General features: G+C 68.3%; 22 protein-coding genes. 16 read left to right on the top strand and 6 right to left on the bottom strand.

Annotated features, from left to right (window positions below; translation table 11 throughout):
• Positions 1–41: 41 nt before the first annotated feature.
• Positions 42–641 (top strand): SMI1/KNR4 family protein, encoded by a 600-nt coding sequence (locus AC6CHL_RS18395; RefSeq protein ID WP_498295695.1) that lies wholly within the window; start codon positions 42–44, stop codon positions 639–641.
• A gap of 83 nt (positions 642–724) precedes the next feature.
• On the opposite strand, the gene murD is transcribed toward AC6CHL_RS18395, so the two are convergent.
• The 3 genes from murD to AC6CHL_RS18410 all read right to left on the bottom strand — a co-directional run bounded on the left by murD (position 725) and on the right by AC6CHL_RS18410 (position 6,141).
• Positions 725–2,134 (bottom strand): UDP-N-acetylmuramoyl-L-alanine--D-glutamate ligase, encoded by a 1,410-nt coding sequence (murD, locus tag AC6CHL_RS18400; RefSeq protein ID WP_447592384.1) that lies wholly within the window; start codon positions 2,132–2,134, stop codon positions 725–727.
• Complete coding sequence (murL, locus tag AC6CHL_RS18405; RefSeq protein WP_447592382.1) at positions 2,115–3,467, bottom strand: UDP-N-acetyl-alpha-D-muramoyl-L-alanyl-L-glutamate epimerase; 1,353 nt, start codon at positions 3,465–3,467, stop codon at positions 2,115–2,117. Before murL ends, murD begins: the two co-directional genes overlap by 20 nt.
• 70 nt (positions 3,468–3,537) lie before the next feature.
• Positions 3,538–6,141 (bottom strand): bifunctional aspartate kinase/diaminopimelate decarboxylase, encoded by a 2,604-nt coding sequence (locus AC6CHL_RS18410; protein WP_498295697.1) that lies wholly within the window; start codon positions 6,139–6,141, stop codon positions 3,538–3,540.
• Positions 6,142–6,319: 178 nt separating this feature from the next.
• Between AC6CHL_RS18410 and AC6CHL_RS18415 the strand changes: the two genes are divergently transcribed.
• The gene (locus tag AC6CHL_RS18415; RefSeq protein WP_498295698.1) at positions 6,320–7,195 is read left to right on the top strand and encodes a PhzF family phenazine biosynthesis protein; all 876 of its coding nucleotides are present in this window, start codon (positions 6,320–6,322) and stop codon (positions 7,193–7,195) included.
• 84 nt (positions 7,196–7,279) lie between these two features.
• Here the strand turns inward: AC6CHL_RS18415 and AC6CHL_RS18420 are convergent, their stop codons facing one another.
• Entirely contained in the window at positions 7,280–7,711 is a 432-nt protein-coding gene (locus tag AC6CHL_RS18420; RefSeq protein ID WP_038689884.1) for an OsmC family protein, read from the bottom strand.
• Between the two features lie 376 nt (positions 7,712–8,087).
• Here AC6CHL_RS18420 and AC6CHL_RS18425 point away from each other — a divergent pair, with 376 nt between their 5' ends.
• From AC6CHL_RS18425 to AC6CHL_RS18440, 4 genes are all read left to right on the top strand, one after another.
• On the top strand, positions 8,088–8,486 hold the full coding sequence (locus AC6CHL_RS18425) for an HU family DNA-binding protein (RefSeq protein ID WP_038689886.1): 399 nt from the start codon (positions 8,088–8,090) through the stop codon (positions 8,484–8,486).
• Positions 8,487–8,981: 495 nt separating this feature from the next.
• A complete protein-coding gene (locus AC6CHL_RS18430) occupies positions 8,982–9,290 on the top strand; it encodes a DUF3861 family protein (protein ID WP_038689888.1) in 309 nt (102 codons plus the stop codon).
• Between the two features lie 47 nt (positions 9,291–9,337).
• Positions 9,338–9,892 carry a hypothetical protein gene (locus AC6CHL_RS18435; RefSeq protein ID WP_498295699.1) on the top strand — a complete coding sequence of 185 codons (555 nt, stop codon included), beginning with the start codon at positions 9,338–9,340 and terminating at the stop codon, positions 9,890–9,892.
• Positions 9,893–9,991: 99 nt separating this feature from the next.
• Positions 9,992–10,588: a DUF1439 domain-containing protein gene (locus tag AC6CHL_RS18440; RefSeq protein ID WP_038689892.1), complete on the top strand. Its 597-nt coding sequence runs from the start codon at positions 9,992–9,994 to the stop codon at positions 10,586–10,588.
• A gap of 83 nt (positions 10,589–10,671) precedes the next feature.
• On the opposite strand, the gene AC6CHL_RS18445 is transcribed toward AC6CHL_RS18440, so the two are convergent.
• Positions 10,672–11,214: a type 1 glutamine amidotransferase domain-containing protein gene (locus AC6CHL_RS18445; protein WP_498295700.1), complete on the bottom strand. Its 543-nt coding sequence runs from the start codon at positions 11,212–11,214 to the stop codon at positions 10,672–10,674.
• A gap of 123 nt (positions 11,215–11,337) precedes the next feature.
• Complete coding sequence (locus AC6CHL_RS18450) at positions 11,338–11,805, bottom strand: SET domain-containing protein (RefSeq protein WP_038689895.1); 468 nt, start codon at positions 11,803–11,805, stop codon at positions 11,338–11,340.
• Between the two features lie 175 nt (positions 11,806–11,980).
• On the opposite strand from AC6CHL_RS18450, the gene AC6CHL_RS18455 reads away from it, so the two are divergent.
• The 10 genes from AC6CHL_RS18455 to AC6CHL_RS18500 all read left to right on the top strand — a co-directional run bounded on the left by AC6CHL_RS18455 (position 11,981) and on the right by AC6CHL_RS18500 (position 22,083).
• Positions 11,981–12,433, top strand: a complete 453-nt coding sequence (locus AC6CHL_RS18455; RefSeq protein WP_038689897.1) for an SUF system Fe-S cluster assembly regulator — start codon at positions 11,981–11,983, stop codon at positions 12,431–12,433.
• 16 nt (positions 12,434–12,449) lie between these two features.
• Positions 12,450–13,925: a Fe-S cluster assembly protein SufB gene (sufB, locus tag AC6CHL_RS18460; protein ID WP_038689899.1), complete on the top strand. Its 1,476-nt coding sequence runs from the start codon at positions 12,450–12,452 to the stop codon at positions 13,923–13,925.
• A 66-nt stretch (positions 13,926–13,991) separates the two neighbouring features.
• Positions 13,992–14,756, top strand: a complete 765-nt coding sequence (sufC, locus tag AC6CHL_RS18465; protein WP_088432788.1) for a Fe-S cluster assembly ATPase SufC — start codon at positions 13,992–13,994, stop codon at positions 14,754–14,756.
• Positions 14,756–16,018 carry a Fe-S cluster assembly protein SufD gene (gene sufD / locus AC6CHL_RS18470; protein ID WP_038689903.1) on the top strand — a complete coding sequence of 421 codons (1,263 nt, stop codon included), beginning with the start codon at positions 14,756–14,758 and terminating at the stop codon, positions 16,016–16,018. Before sufC ends, sufD begins: the two co-directional genes overlap by 1 nt.
• Complete coding sequence (locus AC6CHL_RS18475) at positions 16,015–17,271, top strand: cysteine desulfurase (RefSeq protein ID WP_447592367.1); 1,257 nt, start codon at positions 16,015–16,017, stop codon at positions 17,269–17,271. The genes sufD and AC6CHL_RS18475 overlap by 4 nt, the downstream gene beginning before the upstream one ends.
• Before the next feature lie 167 nt (positions 17,272–17,438).
• Positions 17,439–18,200 carry an energy transducer TonB gene (locus AC6CHL_RS18480; protein WP_498295701.1) on the top strand — a complete coding sequence of 254 codons (762 nt, stop codon included), beginning with the start codon at positions 17,439–17,441 and terminating at the stop codon, positions 18,198–18,200.
• 62 nt (positions 18,201–18,262) lie between these two features.
• Positions 18,263–18,799: a GNAT family N-acetyltransferase gene (locus tag AC6CHL_RS18485; RefSeq protein ID WP_038689908.1), complete on the top strand. Its 537-nt coding sequence runs from the start codon at positions 18,263–18,265 to the stop codon at positions 18,797–18,799.
• The gene (locus tag AC6CHL_RS18490) at positions 18,796–19,128 is read left to right on the top strand and encodes a non-heme iron oxygenase ferredoxin subunit (RefSeq protein WP_141057317.1); all 333 of its coding nucleotides are present in this window, start codon (positions 18,796–18,798) and stop codon (positions 19,126–19,128) included. Before AC6CHL_RS18485 ends, AC6CHL_RS18490 begins: the two co-directional genes overlap by 4 nt.
• Positions 19,129–19,207: 79 nt before the next feature.
• Positions 19,208–19,600 (top strand): hypothetical protein, encoded by a 393-nt coding sequence (locus AC6CHL_RS18495; protein WP_185753326.1) that lies wholly within the window; start codon positions 19,208–19,210, stop codon positions 19,598–19,600.
• A gap of 161 nt (positions 19,601–19,761) precedes the next feature.
• Positions 19,762–22,083 (top strand): catecholate siderophore receptor Fiu, encoded by a 2,322-nt coding sequence (locus AC6CHL_RS18500; protein ID WP_498295702.1) that lies wholly within the window; start codon positions 19,762–19,764, stop codon positions 22,081–22,083.

Genomic DNA, 22,083 nt, shown 5'->3' on the forward strand with positions numbered 1-22,083 from the left:
TCTGTCACCCTTGTCGGCCGCTTCTGCACGGACGCTGTTCCATGACGCTTGTCGACCGCTTCCTCACCGGCCTGGTGCCCCGCCTGCCCGACGACGACGTCGCCATGTGGGCCTGGGCCGAAGGTGCCAGCGCCGACGACCTGCAGCGCCTGCGTGCCCGTTGGCCGCAGGTGCCCGACAGCCTGGTGGAACTGCTGGGCCGGATCGATGGCACGCATTACCGTGCCTACCCCGCCGGCGAAGTCTGCGTGCTGATGCTCGGCTCGGACGTCGGCCACTATCCGTACTACCTGCGGTCGGTCGAACAGGTCTTCGAAGACACCGCCCAGTGGGACAGCTGGGGCGAGAGCATCCGCTCGATCTACGAGGAATGGCTGGAGGAAGACCCCGACATCCTCGGCGCCGGCATCGATGCCGACCTGCCGATGGGCCAGCGCCTGTGCTTCTCGCACTGCTGCAACAACGGGGGCACCTCGGTGCTGTACCTGGATTTCGATCCCGCGCCCGGCGGCACCGTGGGCCAGGTGGTGCGCTACCTGCATGACCCGGACAGCTATGCCGTGATCGCGCCGGGTTTTGATGCGTACCTGGAGCAGTTGATCGAGGGCGAGTACCTGTTCATGGCTGATCAGGACGGGTAATGCGTTGAGGCCCGGTGGGATCGGGTGCACGCGTGGGCGCGGGGTCGTTTGCCTTGGGGGACGCAGCCGACCAACGGTCGGCGCTACGCGATGCCGATGCCGGCGATGGCGGTGATGGCGTCCGGGTCGAACCCGGCCAGTTCGGCGAAATGGCGGCCGCGGGCGACGTAGTCGCGGTAGACGCCGTAGCTGGGCGCGCCCGGCGACATCAGGACCACCCCGCCCTGCTCGCCCAGTGCGGTGCGGGCCAACTGCAGTGCTTCAGGCAGGTCGGCGGCGGCATGCAGCCCGAAGCGGCCGGCGTCGGCCAGCGGTTGCAGCAGCGCATGGATGCGCGGGCCGTTGGCGCCCAGGGTGATGATCTCCACCGGCGGCACGTCGTGGGCCATGTGCTGCACGAAGTCGTGCCAGTCCAGCCCGCGGTCATGGCCGCCCACCAGCAGCGCGATGCGCTGCCCGGCGAAGCAGTCCAGCGCCGCCAGGCTGGCGTGCGGGGTGGTGCTGATCGAATCGTTGACGAAGGTCAGGCCATCGCGCGTGCCCAGGGTCTGCAGGCGGTTGGGCAGCGGGCGGAAGTCCTGCACGGCCGGTGCCAACGCCGCGGCATCCAGCCCCAGGGCCTCCAGCGCGGCCAGCACCGCGCACAGGTTGCCGCGGTTGTGCCGTCCGGGCAGTGGCGTGTTGGCGGTATCGAATACCGCGTGTTCGCCGCGATATACCACCTCGCCCCGCATGTGCCAGCCCTGCGGCTGGTTGAACCACACCACCTGGCTGTGCGGCAGCGACAACGCGGCCAGGTGCGGGTCGGCGGCATTGAGCACGGCGATGCGCGGCTGCGCCTCGGTGACCAGGCGCAGCTTGTCGGCGATGTAGCGCGCTTCGCTGCCGTGCCAGTCCAGGTGTTCGGGGAACAGGTTCAGCACGATCGCCACCTGCGGATGCGCGCCACTGCGCGCGACCTCGCCGGTCTGGTAGCTGGAGAGCTCCACCGCCCAGTACTGCGGCGCCGGCTGCGGGTCCAGCACTTCCAGCAGCGGCAGGCCGATGTTGCCCACCAGCGCGGTGCGTGCGCCGGACGCGCGCAGCAGGTGCGCCAGCAGCGAGGTGGTGGTGCTTTTGCCCTTGGTGCCGGTCACGCACACAGTGTCATGCACGGTGCCATCAGCCGCGGCGTGTTCGGCAAACCACAGCGAGGTGCCGCCGATGAACTGTGTGCCCGCCGCCGTCGCGTGCAGTGCCGCCTCGCCATACGGGCTGATGCCCGGCGATTTGATCACCACCTCGAACGCGGCCAAGGCCTCGCCGGTCACGTCCGAACGCACGGTCAACGCACCGGCGGTTTCCGCGCGTGCGGCAGCGGCCTCGGCGTCGGGGCAGAACAGGGTCAGCGGCAGCGATGGCAGCCGCTGACGCAGCACGCCGAAGGCAGCGCGCCCTTCCCGTCCCCAGCCCCACAACGCAACGCGCTTGCCCTCAAGCTGCGAAATTCGCACGCAGGCGCTCCCAGATCCGCGCCGGAATGCGGTGCTCGCCTTCCAGCACCAGCAACGGCGCGATGCCGAGCTCGGCACTGTCCAGCTGCGGCTGGATCTCACTGACGAAGCGCTTCACCAGCGCATCTTCGGCCCACTCCGGGCGTGCCGCCAGGGTGGCCATGGCCGCGCGCGATTCGCGGCCTTCGCCCACGCATTCGAACGGTTTGTGGTCCTGGAATTCCAGCAGCGCATCGAAGCCGCCGGCCTGTTCCGCATCGTCCAGCAGGTTGCGGCCGAAGATCGCCACCAGGCGGGTCTTGGGCATGAACGGGGCCAGCGCCAGGAACACGAAGTGGCACTTCGGGCAGACCCCGCACCAGCGGTTCACCGGGCGCTCGCCCAGAATGTGGAAGTTGCGGTTGCAGCTGGAGAAGTGCGCGTCGTAGAAGTCGCTCTTGGCGAACTGCCGCGCCACCGCCAGCTCCGACAGCGGGCGCAGCAGCGAGTAGTAGTGCAGGTCGGCGGCCACGTGCTGCTCAAGGTATTCCCCGAACGCCTGCTCGAACGCCCAGCCCTTGGACCACTGGTGGTTCACCTCGCCGGTGCCGGGAATCTGGCTGCCATAGCTGGCCGAGCGCTCGTTGGAGAACACCACCTGGTCCACGCCCTGCAGCAGCGCCGCCAGCACCATGATCGCCGAGTTCACCGCGGTCACCGGGATGTGCCCGTTCCACGCGCCCTGGCGGTTCAGGTCGAACAGTTCCGGGGCCAGCGCGCGACCGATGTTCAAGGTGGGCAGGCCGGTACGCTCGGCGCAGGCGCGGATCAGCTGCGAACCGCCGATCCAGGTGACCGTTTCGGCAATGCCCAGCCCGCGCAGGGCCTCGATGCTGACCAGCGAATCCTTGCCGCCGCCAATGGCCACCAGCGCGTGTTCGCGCAGGCCCACCGCCGGGGCGCTGAACGCTTCGCCGTCCACCGGCAGGCGGAAGCGACCGCGCAGGTTCAGGCCGTTGCGGTAGGCGAACTCGCCCAGGCCGTTGAGGTAGATCTCCTCCACCAGCGCCGCGGTGGCCGCGTCGATGCTGTAGCTGTCGATGCGGACCTGTTCGGGCACGCCGGCCTTGTAGTAGCTCACGCCGGCAATCAGGTGCAGCAGGCGCAGGGCGCGCTGCACCGCCTCGGCACGCGCGCCGTCCAGCGCGAACGGTGCGCCGGGGATGGTGACCGTCTCGGTCAGCTCGGGGCCGTCGTCGAAGGCATAGACCAGCTGCGCCACGCCGGTATCCGCGGCGAATTCGCAGCGGACGAAGCGGAAAACGGCAACCTGGTGTTTATCGAAAGCAGTCATGGTGTATCCGGTTCAGAGGGCGGCCGTGCGTGTGCACGGCGCGTCTTCAAGGGTGGGCGGCAGGCGGCGGTCAAGGACCGTCATCGATGACGTCCTCGCGCGGCAGCTCGCGCTGGTTGTAGGTGTTGGCCATGACGTAACCGTAGGCACCGGCATCGGCGATCAGCATCACATCGTCCGGCGCGGTCGAGACCGGCAGCTTGCGGCGCTTGCCGAACACATCGCTGGACTCGCAGATCGGGCCGACCACGTCGAACGCAGCTTCGGCATAGCCGCCGAGCCGGCTCAGGTTCTCGATGTCGTGCCAGGCGTCATACAGGGCCGGGCGCATCAGCGTGTTCATGCCCGCATCCAGGCCCACGCGGCGCACGCCGTCCTTTTCGATCACCTGGGTGGCCGTGGCCAGCAGCACGCCCGATTCGGCCACCAGGTAGCGGCCCGGTTCGATCGCCAGCCGGAACGCCGGGTGCACCGCCTTGACCTCGGCCAGGCCGACGGCCCAGGCGTCCAGGTCGAACGGTTCGTCGTCGGCGCTGTAGGGAATGGGCAGGCCACCGCCAATGTCGATGGTTTCCACGCTGCCGATGCGCCGCGCGAAACCGGCCAGCTCATCGCACATCAGGCGCCAGTGCTGCGCGGTTTCCACGCCACTGCCCAGGTGCGCATGCAGGCCCACCACGCGGGTGCCCAGCTCGGTGGCCAGGCGCACGAACTCGTCCACGCGGGCGATCGGCAGGCCGAACTTGGAGTCCTTGCCGCCGGTGCGGACCTTGGCGTGGTGGCCTTCGCCACGGCCCAGGTCCACGCGCAGCCACAGTTCGCGGTTGCGGAACAGGTCCGGCCAACGCTGCAGCGCCTCCACGTTGTCCACGGTGACGGTGACGCCCAGCGCGAACGCCGCGTCGTACTCGCTGCGCGGGGCGAAGCTGGGGGTGAACAGCACGCGCTTGGGCGACAGCGTGGGCAGCGTGTTGAACACGTGCTTGAGCTCGCCGTGCGACACGCACTCCAGGCCGAAGCCTTCCTGCTCCAGAACTTCCAGGATGGCCGGATGCGAGTTGGCCTTGATCGCGTAGTAACGCTGGTCGATGGCCTTGATCGCGGTCAGCGCGCGCGCACGGGCGCGCACCGTGGGCAGGTTGTACACGTAGCGCGGCGTACCGGCCTGGGCAAGTGTCAGCAGGTGCGCGCGCTGGCCCCGCCACCAGGCGGTTTCGCGCGGGCGCACGGTACCGGCGATCTCGCGCCAGCGCGGGCCGAACACTTCGCCTTCTTCCACCGGCATCGCGCCGCTGTCGATCAGCTCGGCGTGCAGGATCGGCAGCAGGCCGTCGGCGTCGGCTTCATCGATGACGAAGGTCAGGTTGAGGTCGTTGGACGACTGCGAAATCATGTGCACGCGCTCGCGCCCGAACGTGGCCCACACGTCCGACAGCTTGTGCAGTAGCGACCGCATGCCGCGCCCGACCAGGGTGATCGCCGCGCACGGCACGATGATCTTCACCTTGCAGATCTGCGACAGATCGGCCGACAGCGCGGCCAGCACGTCGGTGTTGACCAGGTTCTCGGACGGGTCAAGCGACACGGTGACGTTTGTTTCGGCCGAACCGATCAGGTCCACCGACAGCCCGTGCTTCTTGAACAGCCCGAACACGTCGGCGAGGAAGCCCACCTGCTGCCACATGCCGATGCCTTCCATGGACACCAGCACGATGCCGTTGCGGCGGCTGATCGCCTTCACCCCCGGCACCAGCGCGGCATTGCCGTCGATGCTGGTGCCCGGCAGTTCCGGGCGCTCGGTGTCCAGGATGGCCATCGGCACGCCGGCGTCGCGGCACGGCTTGATCGAGCGCGGGTGCAGCACTTTGGCGCCGGTGGTGGCGATTTCCTGTGCTTCGTAATAGTCCAGCCGGGTCAGCAGGCGCGCATCGGGCACGTCGCGCGGATTGGCGCTGAACATGCCCGGCACGTCGGTCCAGATTTCCACGCGGCTGGCACCCAGCAGCGCACCGAAGTACGCCGCCGAGGTGTCCGAGCCGCCGCGGCCGAGGATGGCGGTACCGCCATCGGCGTGGCGCGAGATGAAGCCCTGGGTGATCAGCATGCGCGTGGGCTGGGCGCGGAAACGCGCGGCCCAGTCGGCATCGGCACGCCACTGGCAGTTCACCGACAACCGCTGCGACCAGTCGCTCTGGTTGGGCTGCGGCGGCAGCGCATCCAGCCACTGCCGCGCGTCCATCCAGCCGAAGTCCAGGCCGCTGGCATGCAGGTACGCCGCGCCCACGGTGGAGGACAGCAGCTCGCCCTGGCCCAGCACATCGGCCTGCCAGTCCAGCGGGCGGCTGGCCGCGCGCGGGTCATCGAGCAGTCCGGACAACCCGGCCAGGCGTTCATCCAGCGCGGTGGCGTCCAGCCCCAGCTCGCCCAGGAACTCGCGGTGGCGGGCCACCAGCGCGTCCACGCGGGCACGGCTGTCGGCGGCGCCGTCGGCAATGGCGGTCAGTTCGTTGGTGACCCCGGACAGCGCCGACACCACCACCAGCACGCGCGCGCCGGTCTCCTCCGCACGTTTTTTCGCCAGCTTCCCGATCGTGTCCCAGCGGTGACGACGCGACACGGAGGTGCCGCCGAACTTCAGTACGATCCAACGATCGACAAGGGGGGAAGCTGACATGGAAGTAAAGAGGGTTTCGTAGTGAGGGGGGATTCGCCCGGCACACCGGCCGAACTCCCGATTCTATGCCAAGCCCGGCCCCGGCAGGGCCTGCGCGGGCACCTTGGGTGCCCCGAAACCGGGCCCGGGGCCGTCCCGGATTGGTAAGCTGCCCGACCGTTTCGCAGACCCTGACGCCATGACTTCCCGCCGTTTCCTGCAGTTGGACGTGTTTTCCCCTTACCCCGGCGCCGGCAACCCCCTGGCGGTGGTGCTGGACGCCGAAGGCCTGGACGAGGCGGCGATGCAGGCCATCGCGCGCTGGACCCGGCTGCCGGAGACCACCTTCGTGTTCGCAGCAGAGGCGCCCGGCAGCAGCTACCGCCTGCGCATGTTCAGCCCGCAGAAGGAAGTCCCCTTCGCCGGCCACCCCAGCGTGGGCACCGCGCACGCGGTGCTGGAGGAAGCGGTGGCCGCGCCGGTGGACGGCGTGCTGGTCCAGGACGGCATTGCCGGCACGCTGCCCTTGCAGGTGGACGGCACGGGCGCGGCCCGCACCATCGCCATCCGCACCCCGCGCGCCAGCGTGGCCGAGGTGGCACAGCCGGGCGACCCGCGCCTGCAGGCCGCACTGGCCGGCTGGGCGCTGGGCGCGTTGCCGCCGGCGCGCATGGCCGGTGGACGCAGCTGGTGGGTGGTGGAACTGCGCGATGAGGCCACCCTGCGTGCGCTGCGGCCCGACTGGGACGCAATTGCCGCACTGGCCGAAAGCACCGACAGCATGGGTGTGTTCGCCTATGCGCGCAGCACCGGCGAGTCGTGGGACCTGGCGGTGCGGGCGTTCGTCGGCAATGGTCGCCGCTTCGAGGACGCCGCCTCCGGGGCCGCCAACGCGGTGCTCGCCGCGTGGCTGGACACCCGCAATGCGCTGCCCGGCGAAGGGCGCCGCTACGTGGTGAGCCAGGGTCGCGAAGTGGGCCACGACGCGCGGCTCAGCCTGTATATCGATGCCGACGGGGATGTGTGGTCGGGCGGCCAGGTGCAGACCGTGATCCGCGGCACACTGGACTGGTAGAACCGGCCGCGGCCTGCCCTACGGGTACCGCCGCCCTGCGGGTGCCGGCCATTGGCCGGCACCCCTGAAGCAGCCGTTGGGCGTTTACGCCAGCTCGGCTTCCATGCTGATCGGCACTGCGCTCAGCGCCTTGGACACCGGGCAGTTCTGCTTGGCGTCATCGGCGATCGCCCGGAACTGGGTGGCGTCGATGTTGGGCACCACGGCCTTCACCTTCAAGGTGATCTGCGACAGCTGCGGGCCGCCTTCCATGGAAAGATCCACCTTGGCTTCGGTATCCAGCGAGGTCGGCACGAACCCGGCCTCGGTGAGCTTGGCCGACAGCGCCATGGTGAAGCAGCCGGCGTGCGCGGCGGCGATCAGTTCTTCGGGGTTGGTGCCCTTCTCATCGCCAAAGCGGCTGCTGAAGGCATACCGGGTCTTGTCCAGCAGGCCGCTCTGCGGCGTGCTCAATTGTCCCTTGCCTGTCTTGAGGTCACCTTCCCAGTGCGCGGTGGCATGACGCGAAATACCCATCGGTGTGTCTCCTGCGGATGAATGGCAGGTCCAGCATGGACGAGGCGGCGTTAGCACGGCGTCGGTCCGGCGGCCGCGCCCACGCCGGGCGCTGACCCAGGCCCCGCCGCCGCACCACACGGCAACAGGAAAACCGCTGTTTTCAAGGGGTTTTGGCGGTAGCGGCAGGCCGCCAGGCGATCCTGACCGACGCCACAGGACCGACCGTCGGCCCTGTTTTTCGGGCATGTGCTGATGCACTGCAGTAACCGGCAGGCAGGAAATCGCGAACTTTTATGCGATTGCCTATTGGCGGCGCCGCCTGGTTGGCCTACATTTCGCTTGCCGACCGGGTTCGGCGCGACCAAACAACCAACCGTTCACGGAACAGGAAACCATGGCAAAGACCGCTAAGAAGGCTGCCCCGAAGAAGGCAGTAAAGAAAGTCGCTACCAAGGCAGCCGCCAAGCCGGCCGCTCCCAAGCCGATCAAGGACGTACTGAGCAAGTCTGGTCTGGTTGCACACATCGTTGAAACGTCCGGCGTTGTCGCCAAGGACGTGCGCGCCGTGCTCGCCTCGCTGGAAGGCGCCGTCGCCGCTTCGGTGCACAAGAAGGGCGCGGGCAGCTTCACCCTGCCGGGCCTGCTGAAGATCACCACCGTCAGCGTTGCGGCCAAGCCGAAGCGCAAGGGGATCAATCCGTTCACCAAGGAAGAGCAGTGGTTTGCCGCCAAGCCGGCTTCCACCAAGCTGAAGGTGCGTCCGCTCAAGAAGCTCAAGGACGCTGCGCTCTAACCAGCGCGTTTCCTGCAGCACCCGAACGGGACGGCCTTGGCCGTCCCGTTCTTTTTTGGCGTCTTTCGTTTGGGAACACTCAGCTGGAATGGCGCCAGAACCAGCGCGGCTAGTGCGGACGGTACCGTGTGTGGGCAGATGCGGAGGGATGGGCGGGACACGGAAACGCAGAGCGTTCACTGCATTCGCAAACAAATCTCTTTGGGGCTCACCTATCCCGGCTCTGTCCCGATGCAGGCAACAGCGCCAACCGTCTGTCTTCCCCGGCGAGGAGACAAACAAGCGGTCTTTGCCCCCCCCTCGCACGCAGCGAAACACAGCGTTGCCAATTGGGGCACACCGTCCCGCATGCCGCGCAAACGCTGCGCCCACGGCCATCTCCGGCCGCGTGCGCCGGCGTGGAACGCACACGGTGGAACACTGCGTGCGGCGGCGCCCGTCGCCCCCGGCCACGGGCACGCCTATGGTGGGTTCGTCCCCCCAACACCTGCCGCCATGACCAGCCCCTCCCAGCGCTACCGCATTACCGTCACCCCGATCGAGAAGGACGGGTTGCAGTGCAGCGGACGCTGCACGATCGAACTGGAACACCGCGCGCAGCAGGACTGGATGCGCCTGCTGGAAATCGCGCGGCGCCAGACCGGCCTGAGCGGTGACGAGCGTGCCGCCGCCATCGTCGCCACCCAGCTGCTGCACGACCTGGCGCGCCGCCACGCACAGGACCCGAGCCACCCGCTGACGGCGCTGCAGCCGCAGCTGGGCGACGTGCTGCAGGCGCTCGAGGCGATCCAGCAGGCACCCTGATCACCGCAACAGGCCGCTACACTCTGCCCTTGCCCGGGGAGAGTCCAATGCGTCGTGCCGTGATCCTGTTGCCGCTGCTCCTGCTGGGTGGGTGTTCCTGCCAGCGCCACGGGGATGACAGCACTCCCCCCCCGGCGCCACCGGCCGCCGATGCACCTACCGCCGCCCCCGATCACGCCCCGGCCGCCGCCACCGCGCTGGCGGCGGCTCCGCTGGCGGCGCTGAGTGCCGTCGCCGCGGGCGCCGATGATGAGAGCACCGTGGTGCGCGACTACTTCAACGCGTTGATGCGGGGCGACCGTGCCACCGCCGACGCGTTCTGGAGCGGCGGGCAGCCGGCCTCGCACGCCGATGACGCGGCGCTGCGCCGCCTAGCCGATCACCCCGAACAAGCCGACGTGCGCTCCCTGCGCATGGACAGCGACCTGCCCATCGCCCGCGACGACGCACAGCCCTCGCGCCTGCGCGAAGTACCGGTGCGGATCCGCGTGGTCACCGGCGAGCGCACGTTGCGGTTCCAGGGCTGGTACCGCCTGCAGCCGCGGGCCGACGGCAGCGGCTGGGAAATCCACGGCGCGTCGCTGCAACCGGTACTGGACTGACCGCCCGGCAACGACAGCGCCACGTCGAGGCGGCGTCCAAGCTGGATTCAGCCGGAAGCGCTATCGTTGGCGTCTCCTCCTTCGCCACGGCCCGCCCCCATGAACGCACGCCCGTTGTTGTCCCGCCTCGCCGCATGCACCGTGCTGATCGCCGCCGCGGTTGGTGCGCAGGCGGCGCCGAGTGTGTCCGGTCGCCAGTTGTCGGTAGGCGCCAGCGACGTGCAGCAGTACCTGGACGGCAGCTTCCCGCGCACCCAGGATGCGCTCGGCGGCCTGATCGCCATGACCATGAGCCACCCGCAGCTGGCGCTGCCGCAGGGCAACCGCCTGGACCTGGGGTTTGATGTGGCCATGGCCACGGCCGGCAGTGCGCCGGCCGCGCTGGGCAAGGTGAAACTGAGCAGTGGCCTGCGCTACGACGCCCAGACCCAGGGCTTCCACCTGGATCAGCCGACCGTGGATGACTTCACCCCGGCCAACAACGGCGGGCGCCTGGATTCGCGCACACGCAGCCTGCTCAATGCCTGGCTGACCGACTACGCGCGCCGCGAGCCGATCTACAAGATCGACCCCACCGTGGCCAGCGTGCTCGGCGCGCTGCAGGTGCAATCGGCGCAGGTGGAGAACGGCAAGCTGGTGGTGACCTTCAACCAGGACCTGGGCAAGCTGGTCCCGGCGGGTATGTTGGGCAAGTGATCCGGTAGGTACCGACCGTTGGTCGGTACGCATCAGGTCGGTACGCACCACGTCGGTACGCACCCCGTCGGTCCCCGCCGCGATCAACCGGCCAATGCCTTGGCCACCGCGTCGGCAAACGCGGGAATGTCATCGGGCTTGCGGCTGGTGATCAGGTTGCCGTCCACCACCACCTCGGCATCGCGCCACTGCGCGCCCGCGTTGGTCAGGTCGGTTTTCAGCGACGGCCACGAGGTGACCGCGCGGCCCTTGGCCAACCCCGATTCCACCAGCAGCCAGGGGCCATGGCAGATCGCCGCGACCGGCTTGCCCGCTGCGCCAAATGCCTTGATGAAGTCCACGGCCTGCGTGTCGATGCGCAGCGTGTCGGGGTTGATCACCCCGCCCGGCAGCACCAGCGCGTGGTACGCATCCGGTTTCGCCGCCGTCAGCGCCTGATCCACCGCCACCGATTCGCCCCAGTCCTTGCCCTTCCAGCCGCGGATCTGGCTGGCATCGCCCGGTGCGATCACCGTCACCGTGGCGCCCCAGCCTTCCAGCAGGCGCTTGGGCTCCTGCAACTCGGACTGTTCAAAACCGTCGGTGGCCAGGATCGCCACCTGCTTGCCGTTGAGTGCGTGTGCCATGGAAAGGCTCCGGTAGAAAGGAGCCTTCAGTCTGCCGCGCCGCGCATTGGGCAACGGTGACCAGCATGTGCAGGCCGCGTGGGCAGTGCCGGCAGCCACCGGCACCCCGCGCACGCCGCCGGATCAGCGCTTGGGCTGCAGCATCGTCCCGGTGCACTTCTTCGACCCGCAGCGGCATTCCCAGATCTTCTTCAGGCGCGCGGTGTGGCGCTCGGCCAGGGTGATGCCGTAGTTGTAGGTCAGCTCGTCGCCCGGCTTGATGTCCTTGATCGCCTCGATGAACACCTTGTCCTCGCGGCGGTTGTCGCCCTCGGCTTCCTCGATCACCGCTTCGCAGTTCGGGTCGCAGCTGTGGTTCAACCAGCGCGCGTCGTTGCCTTTGTAGTTGGCATCGATGACGTAATCGTCGTTCAGGGTGAACAGGAACGTGTGCCCGCTCTCGACATCCCCGGTATCATCGGCATCCACATCGGCGTGGCTGCGCAGCAACCCCTTGTACTGGATGACCCGCTCGCCCTGCTTGATCGGCGCCAGCGCGAACACGCCATTGCCGTGGATGGAGGACTTGCGGGCTTGGATCTTCTTGGGCATGTGGCTGGCCGTTGCGGAAGGTAAGTCCCGATTCTCGCTTAATCTTTGTGATTGCCAAAGCCACGCGACACCCAGCCCCTGCAACGCCTCGCCGGATCGCCCCTGAACGGGGTGGGTTGGATGCCCGCGGAGAAAAGCGTACAATTTCAGTCCGCTTTACGATTCCACCCTCCCCATGCTCCGCGTCACCAAACTCACCGATTACGCCACCGTCGTGCTGACCGTGCTCGCCGCCCGCCCGGGCGAAGTGCTCAGTGCGACCGAACTGGCCGAGTTCGCCAGCCTTGAACCGCCCACCGTCAGCAAGCTGCTCAAGCCGCTGGCCCAGGCCGGGCTGGTCGAAGGCCTGCGCGGCGTGCGCGGCGGTTACCGCCTGACCCGCCCGGCCGAGCAGATCACCCTGTTCGAGATCGTGGAAGCCATGGAGGGCCCGCTGGGGCTGACCGAGTGCGCCCACGAGCACAGCCAGTGCGGGCGCGAGATGCAATGCGGCGCGCGCAGCAGCTGGCGGCTGATCAACGACGTGGTGTCCGAAGCACTGCGCGCGGTCAGCCTGGCGCAGATCCTGCCCCCTCTTCCCCTTGTTGATGCTTCGCGCCGCGTGATCGCGGCCGATGTCGTCTCCTGATCCACAGGCAGCCCCCATGGCCACCGATATCCTCGACACCGTCGCCACCGGCGATACCCCCAACCGCGAGATCCACGAGCAGCTTGGCCGCAAGTATTCGGCCGGCTTCATCACCGATATCGAATCGGACTCGCTGCCGCCTGGCCTGGACGAGGACACCATCCGTGCCCTGTCGGCCAAGAAGGAAGAGCCGGAATGGATGACGCAGTGGCGCCTGGACGCCTACCGCCACTTCCTGACCATGCCGATGCCGAACTGGGCCAAGCTGCAGATCGCCCCGATCGACCTGCAGTCGCTCAGCTACTACTCGGCGCCGAAGGGCCCGAAGTATGCCTCGCTGGACGACGTGCCCAAGGAACTGCTGGACACCTACGACAAGCTGGGCGTGCCGCTGCACGAGCGCGCCAAGCTGGCCGGCGTGGCCGTGGATGCGGTGTTCGATTCGGTCTCGGTGGGCACCACCTTCCGCAAGGAACTGGCCGAGAAGGGCGTGATCTTCTGCTCGATGTCCGAAGCCATCAAGGAGCACCCGGAACTGGTCAAACAGTACCTGGGCACCGTGGTGCCGGTTGGCGACAACTACTTCGCCGCGTTGAATTCGGCGGTGTTCTCCGACGGCAGCTTCGTGTTCATTCCCAAGGGCGTGCGGTGCCCGATGGAACTGAGCACCTACTTCCGCATCAACGCCGGCCACACCGGCCAGTTCGAGCGCACCCTGATCATCTGCGAGGACAAGGCGTACGTGTCCTACCTGGAAGGCTGCACCGCGCCGATGCGCGATGAAAACCAGCTGCACGCCGCGGTGGTCGAGCTGGTGGCGCTGGAAGATGCGGAGATCAAGTATTCCACGGTGCAGAACTGGTACCCGGGCGACGAGAACGGCGTCGGCGGCATCTACAACTTCGTCACCAAGCGTGCCGAATGCCGTGGCGCGCGCAGCAAGGTCACCTGGACCCAGGTGGAAACCGGTTCGGCGATCACCTGGAAGTACCCGTCCTGCGTGCTGCTGGGCGATGACTCGGTGGGCGAGTTCCACTCGGTCGCGCTGACCCATCACCGTCAGCAGGCCGATACCGGCACCAAGATGATCCACATCGGCAAGCGCACCAAGAGCAAGATCGTCAGCAAGGGCATCAGTGCCGGGCGTGGCCAGAACACCTACCGTGGCCTGGTCAAGGTGGACCGCAACGCCGACGGCGCGCGCAACTACACCCAGTGCGACTCGCTGCTGATCGGCAAGACCTCCGGCGCGCACACCTTCCCGTACATCGAGGTCAAGAACCCGAGCGCGACGGTGGAGCACGAGGCAACCACCTCCAAGATCTCCGACGACCAGCTGTTCTATTGCCGCGCGCGCGGCATCGACCAGGAAAACGCGGTGTCGATGATCGTCGATGGCTTCTGCAAGCAGGTCTTCCGCGAGCTGCCGATGGAGTTCGCGGTGGAAGCCAAGAAGCTGCTGGAAGTGTCGCTGGAAGGGTCTGTGGGTTAACCCCACCGCCGCCTTCGTTTGAATTTTTCAGCCACGCATGGCGTGGCGCTACCCCGGATTCGTATCATGCTGAAGATCGACAACCTCCACGCCCGCATCGGCGAGAAAGAAATCCTCAAGGGCCTGTCGCTGGACGTGAAGCCCGGCCAGGTGCACGCCATCATGGGCCCCAACGGCGCCGGCAAGTCCACCCTGGGCAACGTGCTGGCTGGCCGCGACGGCTATGACGTGAGCGAGGGCAGCGTGCAGTTCGAAGGCCGCGATCTGCTCGAGCTGGCGCCGGAAGAACGCGCCGCCGCCGGTCTGTTCCTGGCCTTCCAGTACCCGGTGGAAATCCCCGGCGTCAACAACACCTACTTCCTGCGCGCCGCGCTCAACGCCCAGCGCAAGGCGCGCGGCGAAGAGGAACTGGATTCGATGCAGTTCCTCAAGCTGGTGCGCCAGAAGCTGGCCGTGCTGCACCTGAAGGACGAACTGCTGCACCGGGGCGTCAACGAAGGCTTCTCCGGTGGCGAGAAGAAGCGCAACGAGATCTTCCAGCTGGCCGTGCTTGAACCCAAGCTGGCGATCCTGGATGAAACCGATTCGGGCCTGGACATCGACGCGCTCAAGAGCGTGGCCGACGGCGTCAACGCGCTGCGCTCGCCGGACCGTTCGTTCATCGTCATCACCCACTACCAGCGCTTGCTCGACTACATCAAGCCGGACGTGGTGCACGTGCTGGCCGACGGCAAGATCGTGCAGAGCGGCGGCCCGGAACTGGCCCTGGAACTGGAAGCCCACGGCTACCACTTCCTGAAGGACCGCGTGGTGCCGGAGGCAGCGGTCTGATGAGCGCCCTGCTCGATTCCCTTGCCAGCGGCTTCTGCGGCAGCGACGCGCGCCGCGCCGAACTGGACGCCGCCCTGCAGGCCGGCCTGCCCGGCCCGCGTACCGAAGCCTGGAAGTACACCTCGCTGCGCCAGCTGGAACGCCGCAGCTTCAGCCCGGCGCCCCTGGCCGCCACCGACGTCGATGCCGCGCTGCTGGCCGACATTCCGTCGCCGCGCCTGGTGTTCGTCAACGGCCGTCCGTCGCAGGCACTGAGCGATGTGGCCGCGCTGCCGGCCGGCATCCAGCTGCAGACCCTGTCCTCGGCGCTGGCCGCCGGCGACGAAGCCCTGCGCTTTCTCGGCCGCCGTTTCGAGCGCAGCGACGAAGTGTTCGCCCGCCTCAACGCCGCCCTCGCCGATGAAGGCGTGGTGGTGCGCGTGGAAGACGGCGCACAGGTCGAACTGCCGCTGCAGCTGGTCTTCATCAGCGTGGCCGGCGAGACCGACCTGGCCTGGCACCATCGCCACCTGATCGAACTGCGCGCCGGTGCCGCGCTCGGCGTGGTCGAACACCACCTGCATGTGGGCGATGCCGCGCACCTGGGCAACACCCTGGTGCACGTGCACCTAGCCCAGGACGCCGTGCTCTCGCACGCCCGCGTGCAGGCCGACAGCGGTCGCGCCACTACCCTGCTGCGCACCGACGCCGTGCTCGCACGTAACGCGCAGTACCGCCGCATCGACCTGGAACTGGGCGCCGCATTGAGCCGCCACGAGCTCAACGTGCGCCTGGAAGGCGACAACGCCCAGCTCACCGCCAACGGCGTGTTGCTGGGCAATGGCCGCCGCCATATCGATACCCGCCTGGGCATCGAGCACATCGCGCGCGACACCAGCTCGCAGATGCTGTGGCGTGGCGTGGCGGCCAACCGCAGCCGCGTGGTGTTCCATGGTGGCATCCACATCCGCGCCGGCGCCGATGGCACCGATGCCAACCTGTCCAACAAGAACCTGCTGCTGTCGGCCGACGCCGAGATCGATACCCAGCCCACGCTGGTGATCGACGCCGACGAAGTGAAGGCCGCCCACGGTGCCACCGTCGGCCAGCTCGATGCCAACGCCCTGTTCTACCTGCGCTCGCGCGGGTTGGCCGCCGACCAGGCCCAGCAGCTGCTCAGTGCGGCGTTCTGCCATGAACCGCTGAACGCGCTGGACGCCCGCCTGACCGAACAGCTGCGCCGCCAGCTCGACATCGCCCTGGCCCAGGCAGGCGTGGCATGAACCTCTCCACCGCGCGCCCGGCCCCCGATACCGCGGTGGCCCCGGACTGGGACCGCGTCCGCCTGGACTTCCCGCTGTTGATGCGCGAAGTGCACGGCAAGCCGCTGGTGTACTTCGACAATGCCAACACCGGCCAGAAGCCGGTGCAGGTCATTGGCGCGGTGGATGAGTTCTACCGCCGCTACAACGCCAACGTGAGCCGCGCGGTGCACGCGCTGGGCACCGAGGCCACCGATGCCTACGAAGGCGCGCGCACCAAGCTGGCGCGCTTCCTCAACGTGCGCGCCAGCGAACTGGTGCTGTGCAGCGGCACCACCTTCGCGCTCAACCTGGTGGCCTATTCGTGGGCCCTGCCGCGGTTGAAGGCCGGCGATGTGATCCTGGTGTCGCGCATGGAGCACCATGCCAACATCGTGCCGTGGCAGCTGGTGGCCGAGCGCACCGGCGCCACGATCCGCGTGGCCGAAATCACCCCCGACGGCGCGCTCGACCTGGACGCGCTGCGGCGTGCGATGACCGCCGAGGTCAAGCTGCTTGCCGTGGCGCACGTGTCCAACGTGCTGGGCACGGTGAACCCGGTCCGCGAGATCTGCCGGGAAGCGCGCAAGCGCGGCATCATCACCGTGGTCGACGGCTCGCAGGCCGTACCGCACCGCAAGGTGGACGTGGCCGCGATCGGTTGCGACTTCTATGCCATCACCGGCCACAAGATGTGCGGCCCCACCGGCACCGGCGCACTGTGGGCACGCCGCGAGCACCTCGACGCGATGCCGCCGTTCATCGGTGGCGGCGAGATGATCAAGGAAGTGAGCTTCGAGGGCACCGTGTTCAACGATGCCCCGCACAAGTTCGAAGCCGGCACCCCGAACATCGCCGGTTTCATCGGCCTGGGCGTGGCGGTGGACTACCTTGAATCGCTCGGCCTGGACCACGTGGAAACCCGCGAAACCGAGCTGCTGGCGCACTTCAACGAAGAACTGGGCAAGATCGACGGCCTGCGCATCTTCGGCACCACGCCGGACAAAGCGGCGGTGGTGTCGTTCCTGATCGAGGGTGCCCACTCGCACGACCTGGCCACCCTGCTGGACCTGGAGGGCGTGGCCGTGCGGTCGGGCCAGCATTGCGCGCACCCGCTGCTGCAGTACTACGGGGTGGCGGCGACCTGCCGTGCGTCGCTGGCGTTCTACAACACGCATGACGAGATCGAGCGCTTCATCGTGGCGTTGAACAAGGTGCGGAAGCTGCTGGGCTGACAGCAACCGACGCTTGGCGATCCCGGAACGCCGCGAGAGATCGCGGCGTTCTGCGTTCAGGCGCTCCCGGTGGCCCCACGTTCGCTCCGGGCAGCGTAGCCCAACGCGCGCCCACCGGCAGCCCAACAATGCGATAATGCGAACACTTCTCATTTCCGCACTTGGCGATGTCGTCTCCCCTCCTTCGCACGGGCCAGCCGCACCTCGGTCCGCCGTGGTCGCCCCGCCTGCCGGCGTTCGGCGAACGCCATGCGCGTGCCCTGGCGGCCGGCATCACAGCGTTGGCCCATGTGGGCGTCTTCGTTGCCCTGCTCTGGACACAGACCTATTCGCCCGCCAACCTGCCCCCACCGCTGGCCGAGCGCACCCAGCTGATCCTGCTGCCGCCGCGTGCGCCCGAAGTGCCGTTGGAAGAGATCGTCGCGCCCACGCCCAGCACCGCCGCATCGGTGGCCAAACAGAAGCCCGAACCGCCACGCCCGCTGCCGCAGACACCGCCACGCGCCACCGCCAACTGGGTCATTCCGCCGCCCACGCCACCGCAGCCCACCCCCGATTCACCCGCGCCCCAGCAGCAGGAGGCCTCGGTTGCCGCCGCACCGCCCAGCCCGCCGCTGCCGGCCGGCCCCAGCGAAGCCACGCCCGGCCGCGACAGCTGGGAGGGCCGGGTAATGGCGCGCCTGGAGCGCTTCCGGCGTTACCCCAACGCCGCCCGCGCGCGTCGCCAGGAAGGCATCACCCAGCTGCGGGTCAGCGTGGCCCGCGACGGCAGCCTGCTGGCGCTCTCGCTGGAAGCCACCTCCGGCTTCCCGCTGCTGGACCAAGCCGCGCTGGAAACCTTCCGCCGCGCCGCGCCGTTGCCCAAGGTGCCGGAAGAGCGCCCGGCACCGGTGGAGCTGTCGTTCCCGGTGGAGTTTTTCATGCGCTGAAGCGCGTACCGGCCAACGGCCGGTACCTACCCGGCGCCGCGCTCCCCGCCTAGAATGGGCGCATGAGCACCCTGACCTTCCGCGCGGCCACTGCCGCCGACATCCCCGCCCTGATCACCCTGGTCACCTCGGCCTACCGCGGCGACGCCAGCCGCGCCGGCTGGACCACCGAAGCCGACCTGCTGGACGGCGCCCGTATCGACGCGCAGGGCCTGCAGGCCGACCTGGCCAAGCCGCGTTCGACCATCCTGCTGGCTGAGCGCGATGGCCACCTGCTGGCCTGCGCGCACGTGGCCGACGACAACGGCAAGGGCTATTTCGGCATGTTCTCGGTCGACCCCGCCCAGCAGGGTGGCGGCATCGGCAAGCAGATGATGGACGCTGCCGAGGCCCACGCCGCCCGCGAATGGGGCGTGTCGGTGATGCAGATGACCGTGATCGACGTGCGCGAGGAGCTGATCGCCTTCTACGAGCGCCGTGGCTACGCGCGCACCGGCATCAAGAAGCCGTTCCCGTATGGCGATGAGCGCTTCGGCATCCCCAAGCGCGACGACCTGCGCTTTGAGATCCTGGAAAAGCCGCTGGTGGTCCCGGCGTGAGCGACACCTGGACCTTCGTCTGCGCCAGCGCCGACCTGCTGCCGGGCGAGATGAAAAGCACCTTCGACGAGGTCACCGGTACCCCGATCGTGGTGTTCAACCTGGACGGCGAGCTGTACGCCCTGGAAGACCAGTGCACCCACGACGAGTTCGAGCTGTCCTCGGGCACCTTTGACACCGCCGAGGCCAGCATCGAATGCGTGCTGCATGGCGCCCGTTTCGACATCCGCGATGGCCGCGCCCTGTGCGCCCCGGCCTATTCGCCGGTGGCCAGGTTCCCGGTCAAGCGCGAACACGACGGGGTCTGGGCCCGCGACGACCGCGACTGAACAGCGGCGTTTTGAAAATGGGAATTACTACCATTACCATGTGCGCCGCGGCCGCCCGGCCGCGCCTGCCTGGTAAACCGTGTCCGCCACCCGTTCCGCCCTCGGTGTTGCTGCCCTGTGGGCCACGCTCTGCGTGGTGCTGCTGGCCGCCGGCTGGCTGAGCGGCGCACGCGCCAGCATCCCGCTGGCACCGCCGACCGTGGCGCTGTCCGCGCTGTCCCTGTCGCCGGTCGATGCCACCGCCACGCTGCCGCAGACACCGGTCCCCTGCCCCGAACCCCCGGCCAGTGAACAGGCCGCCACCACCGAAGGCGGCGCCGATCCTGACACCAGCGCCGCGGGGGTGACCCTGCGCCTGCGCCGCACCGCCTGGGTGGCGGTGGTGCCGCTGTGGCCGGCCGATGCGCTGCGCTGGCAGCGGATGGAACCGTCGCTGCGGCTCAACCCCGGCCACGCCCCTCCCCACGCCTGATCCCGCTGCCACGCACCGCGTGGTGGCCCTGCCCTGCCTGCGCGTCGCGCAGCCAGCGGCCGCGCCTGTTCGCCCTGCCCTGCCCCGCCTGCACCGCCGATCGGCCCGCCAGATCGCTGCATGCCCCTGCTGCCTACCTTCGCCCTTCTGGACCGTCCTCCATGATCAAGAGCCGCAAGCACTCTCCCTCTTCGCGCAGCGCCGCCTGCCTGGCCACCGCCGGCCTGGTCACCGGCCTGGGCCTGGCCGCGCTGCCCGTCACAGCCCTTGCCCAGTCCAGCACCGCCACGCCGCAGACCCTGGACCAGGTGCACGTGCTCGGGGTGCGCGGCTACAAGGCCGACAAGGTCGCCTCGCCCAAGTTCACCCAGTCGCTGCAGGACACGCCGCAGACCATCCAGGTGATCACCGCCGACCTGTTCAATCAGCAGGGTGCCACCACGCTGACCGATGCACTGCGCAACAGTCCAGGTGTGGGGACGTTCTACGTGGGCGAGAACGGCAACACCAATACCGGCGACAGCATTTTCATGCGCGGCTTCGACACCTCCAGCAGCATCTTCGTGGATGGCGTGCGCGACATCGGCTCGATCTCGCGCGATGTGTTCAATACCGAACAGGTGGAAGTGGCCAAGGGACCGGCCGGTACCGACAACGGCCGTTCCGCCCCCACCGGCGCGATCAATATGGTGAGCAAGCAGGCCACCCTGCATGACACGGTGTCCGGCACCGTCTCGGCCGGTACCGACAGCCAGGCGCGCACCACCGCCGACTGGAACCAGACCCTGGGCGCTACCAGCGCGCTGCGGCTCAATGCCATGTGGCAGGACAACGACCAGCCCGGCCGCGACCACGTCAACAACAGCCGCTGGGGCATCGCCCCGTCGCTCGCGTTCGGCCTGGGCACCGCCACGCGCTACTACCTGAACCTGCTTTACGTGGAACAGGACAACGTGCCCGACGGCGGCGTGCCCACCCTGGGCCTGCCGGGCTGGACGCCGCAGCCCACGCTGGAGCAGCTGGCCGGCCACCCGGTGGACCCGGAGAACTTCTACGGTACCCGCGCCGACCACGACGACGTCACCGCGAAGATGGCCACGTTCCGCATCGAGCACGACGTCAACGACAACGTGCGCCTGACCAACACCGCACGCTGGGGCCGCACCGACCAGGACTACATGCTGACCGCCTTCATGGGCACCGGCACCCGCGGTGCCAATGGCGCGGCGACCGGCAACATCCGCTACACCTCTGCCGCCGACCTGGGCAGCTACACCCTCGCGCGCAGCTTGCCGACCTTCAAGGACCAGCAGAACACCATCCTTACCGACCAGCTCAACCTGCGCGCCGACTTCGCCACCGGTGCGGTCGCGCACAACCTGAGCACCGGCCTGGAGTTCACTCGCGAAGAACTGAAGAGTTTCGGGCAGGCCGCCACCGGCGGCAGCGTGTGGTCCGCGGCCAACCTGTACGCACCGGACTGGAACGCCACCGGCCTGACCTGGGCCCACAACGGCGCCGACAGCCATGGCAAGACCACGACGTCGTCGGCGTACCTGTTTGACACGCTCACCATCGGCGAGAGCTTCCTGCTCACCGCCGGCCTGCGTGCAGACCACTACAAGACCGACTACCAGAGCGCGTCGGTCTGCGGTGGGCGCGGCCCCGCCTGTGGCAGCAATCCGGTCGGCACGGTGATCCGCAATCCGTCGCTGGCGCAGTCGGACACCCTGCTCAACTGGAAAGTCGGCGCGGTGTACAAGGTCGATGACCTGGTCAGCCTGTATGCCAACTACGCCATCTCGCAGCAGCCTCCCGGTGGCAGCAATTTCCAGCTGAGCACTTCGGCCAGCAGCGCCGACAATCCCAGCCTGGATCCGCAGAAGGCAAAGACCTTCGAGGTGGGCACCAAGTGGAGCTTCCTGGACGACGCACTGGCCTTGAACGTGGCGCTGTTCAAGACCGAAGTCAGCAACGAGATCAACACCCAGGTGCTCGATGACGCCGGCAACCCCACCCAGACCGGCAAGAAGTCGGTGCAGGGCATCGAGGTGTCCACGGTGGGTCGCATCACCGACAACTGGTCGGTGAGCGCCGGCTACAGCCACCTCGATACCGACGTGGAGGAAGGCGCCAACGTTGCCGCCGACGGCACCCGCAACCTGACCTACACGCCGGGCGATACCTTCACCAGCTGGACCAGCTACACCTTCCCGTTCGGCCTGACCCTGGGCGGTGGCGCCCGGTATGCCGGCCAGATGCACCGCGGTACCGATGGCGCGGTGGGCACCCCGGCATTCACCAAGTCCTACACGGTCTACGATGCGGTCGCCTCGTACACCATCAACCCGCACCTGGTGGTGCGCTTGAACGCCTACAACCTGTTCGACAAGCAGTACGTGGCTGCGATCAACAAGAGCGGGTACCGTTACACCCCGGGCGCACCGCGCTCGTTCCTGCTCAGCGCCGACTACCGCTTCTGA

The organism is Stenotrophomonas sp. GQ19, assembly GCF_059758695.1.

Bases quoted from the DNA above. Each gene is read 5' to 3' on its own strand.
- AC6CHL_RS18425 (WP_038689886.1), top strand. From the start codon at position 8,088: ATGGCAAAGACCGCTAAGAAGGCTGCCCCGAAGAAGGCAGTAAAGAAA.
- AC6CHL_RS18445 (WP_498295700.1), bottom strand. From the start codon at position 11,214: ATGGCACACGCACTCAACGGCAAGCAGGTGGCGATCCTGGCCACCGAC.
- sufC (WP_088432788.1), top strand. From the start codon at position 13,992: ATGCTGAAGATCGACAACCTCCACGCCCGCATCGGCGAGAAAGAAATC.
- AC6CHL_RS18485 (WP_038689908.1), top strand. From the start codon at position 18,263: ATGAGCACCCTGACCTTCCGCGCGGCCACTGCCGCCGACATCCCCGCC.
- AC6CHL_RS18435 (WP_498295699.1), top strand. From the start codon at position 9,338: ATGCGTCGTGCCGTGATCCTGTTGCCGCTGCTCCTGCTGGGTGGGTGT.
- AC6CHL_RS18455 (WP_038689897.1), top strand. From the start codon at position 11,981: ATGCTCCGCGTCACCAAACTCACCGATTACGCCACCGTCGTGCTGACC.
- AC6CHL_RS18420 (WP_038689884.1), bottom strand. From the start codon at position 7,711: ATGGGTATTTCGCGTCATGCCACCGCGCACTGGGAAGGTGACCTCAAG.
- AC6CHL_RS18500 (WP_498295702.1), top strand. From the start codon at position 19,762: ATGATCAAGAGCCGCAAGCACTCTCCCTCTTCGCGCAGCGCCGCCTGC.
- AC6CHL_RS18440 (WP_038689892.1), top strand. From the start codon at position 9,992: ATGAACGCACGCCCGTTGTTGTCCCGCCTCGCCGCATGCACCGTGCTG.
- AC6CHL_RS18430 (WP_038689888.1), top strand. From the start codon at position 8,982: ATGACCAGCCCCTCCCAGCGCTACCGCATTACCGTCACCCCGATCGAG.
- sufB (WP_038689899.1), top strand. From the start codon at position 12,450: ATGGCCACCGATATCCTCGACACCGTCGCCACCGGCGATACCCCCAAC.
- murL (WP_447592382.1), bottom strand. From the start codon at position 3,467: ATGACTGCTTTCGATAAACACCAGGTTGCCGTTTTCCGCTTCGTCCGC.
- AC6CHL_RS18395 (WP_498295695.1), top strand. From the start codon at position 42: ATGACGCTTGTCGACCGCTTCCTCACCGGCCTGGTGCCCCGCCTGCCC.
- sufD (WP_038689903.1), top strand. From the start codon at position 14,756: ATGAGCGCCCTGCTCGATTCCCTTGCCAGCGGCTTCTGCGGCAGCGAC.
- AC6CHL_RS18410 (WP_498295697.1), bottom strand. From the start codon at position 6,141: ATGTCAGCTTCCCCCCTTGTCGATCGTTGGATCGTACTGAAGTTCGGC.
- AC6CHL_RS18450 (WP_038689895.1), bottom strand. From the start codon at position 11,805: ATGCCCAAGAAGATCCAAGCCCGCAAGTCCTCCATCCACGGCAATGGC.
- AC6CHL_RS18475 (WP_447592367.1), top strand. From the start codon at position 16,015: ATGAACCTCTCCACCGCGCGCCCGGCCCCCGATACCGCGGTGGCCCCG.
- AC6CHL_RS18480 (WP_498295701.1), top strand. From the start codon at position 17,439: ATGTCGTCTCCCCTCCTTCGCACGGGCCAGCCGCACCTCGGTCCGCCG.
- AC6CHL_RS18415 (WP_498295698.1), top strand. From the start codon at position 6,320: ATGACTTCCCGCCGTTTCCTGCAGTTGGACGTGTTTTCCCCTTACCCC.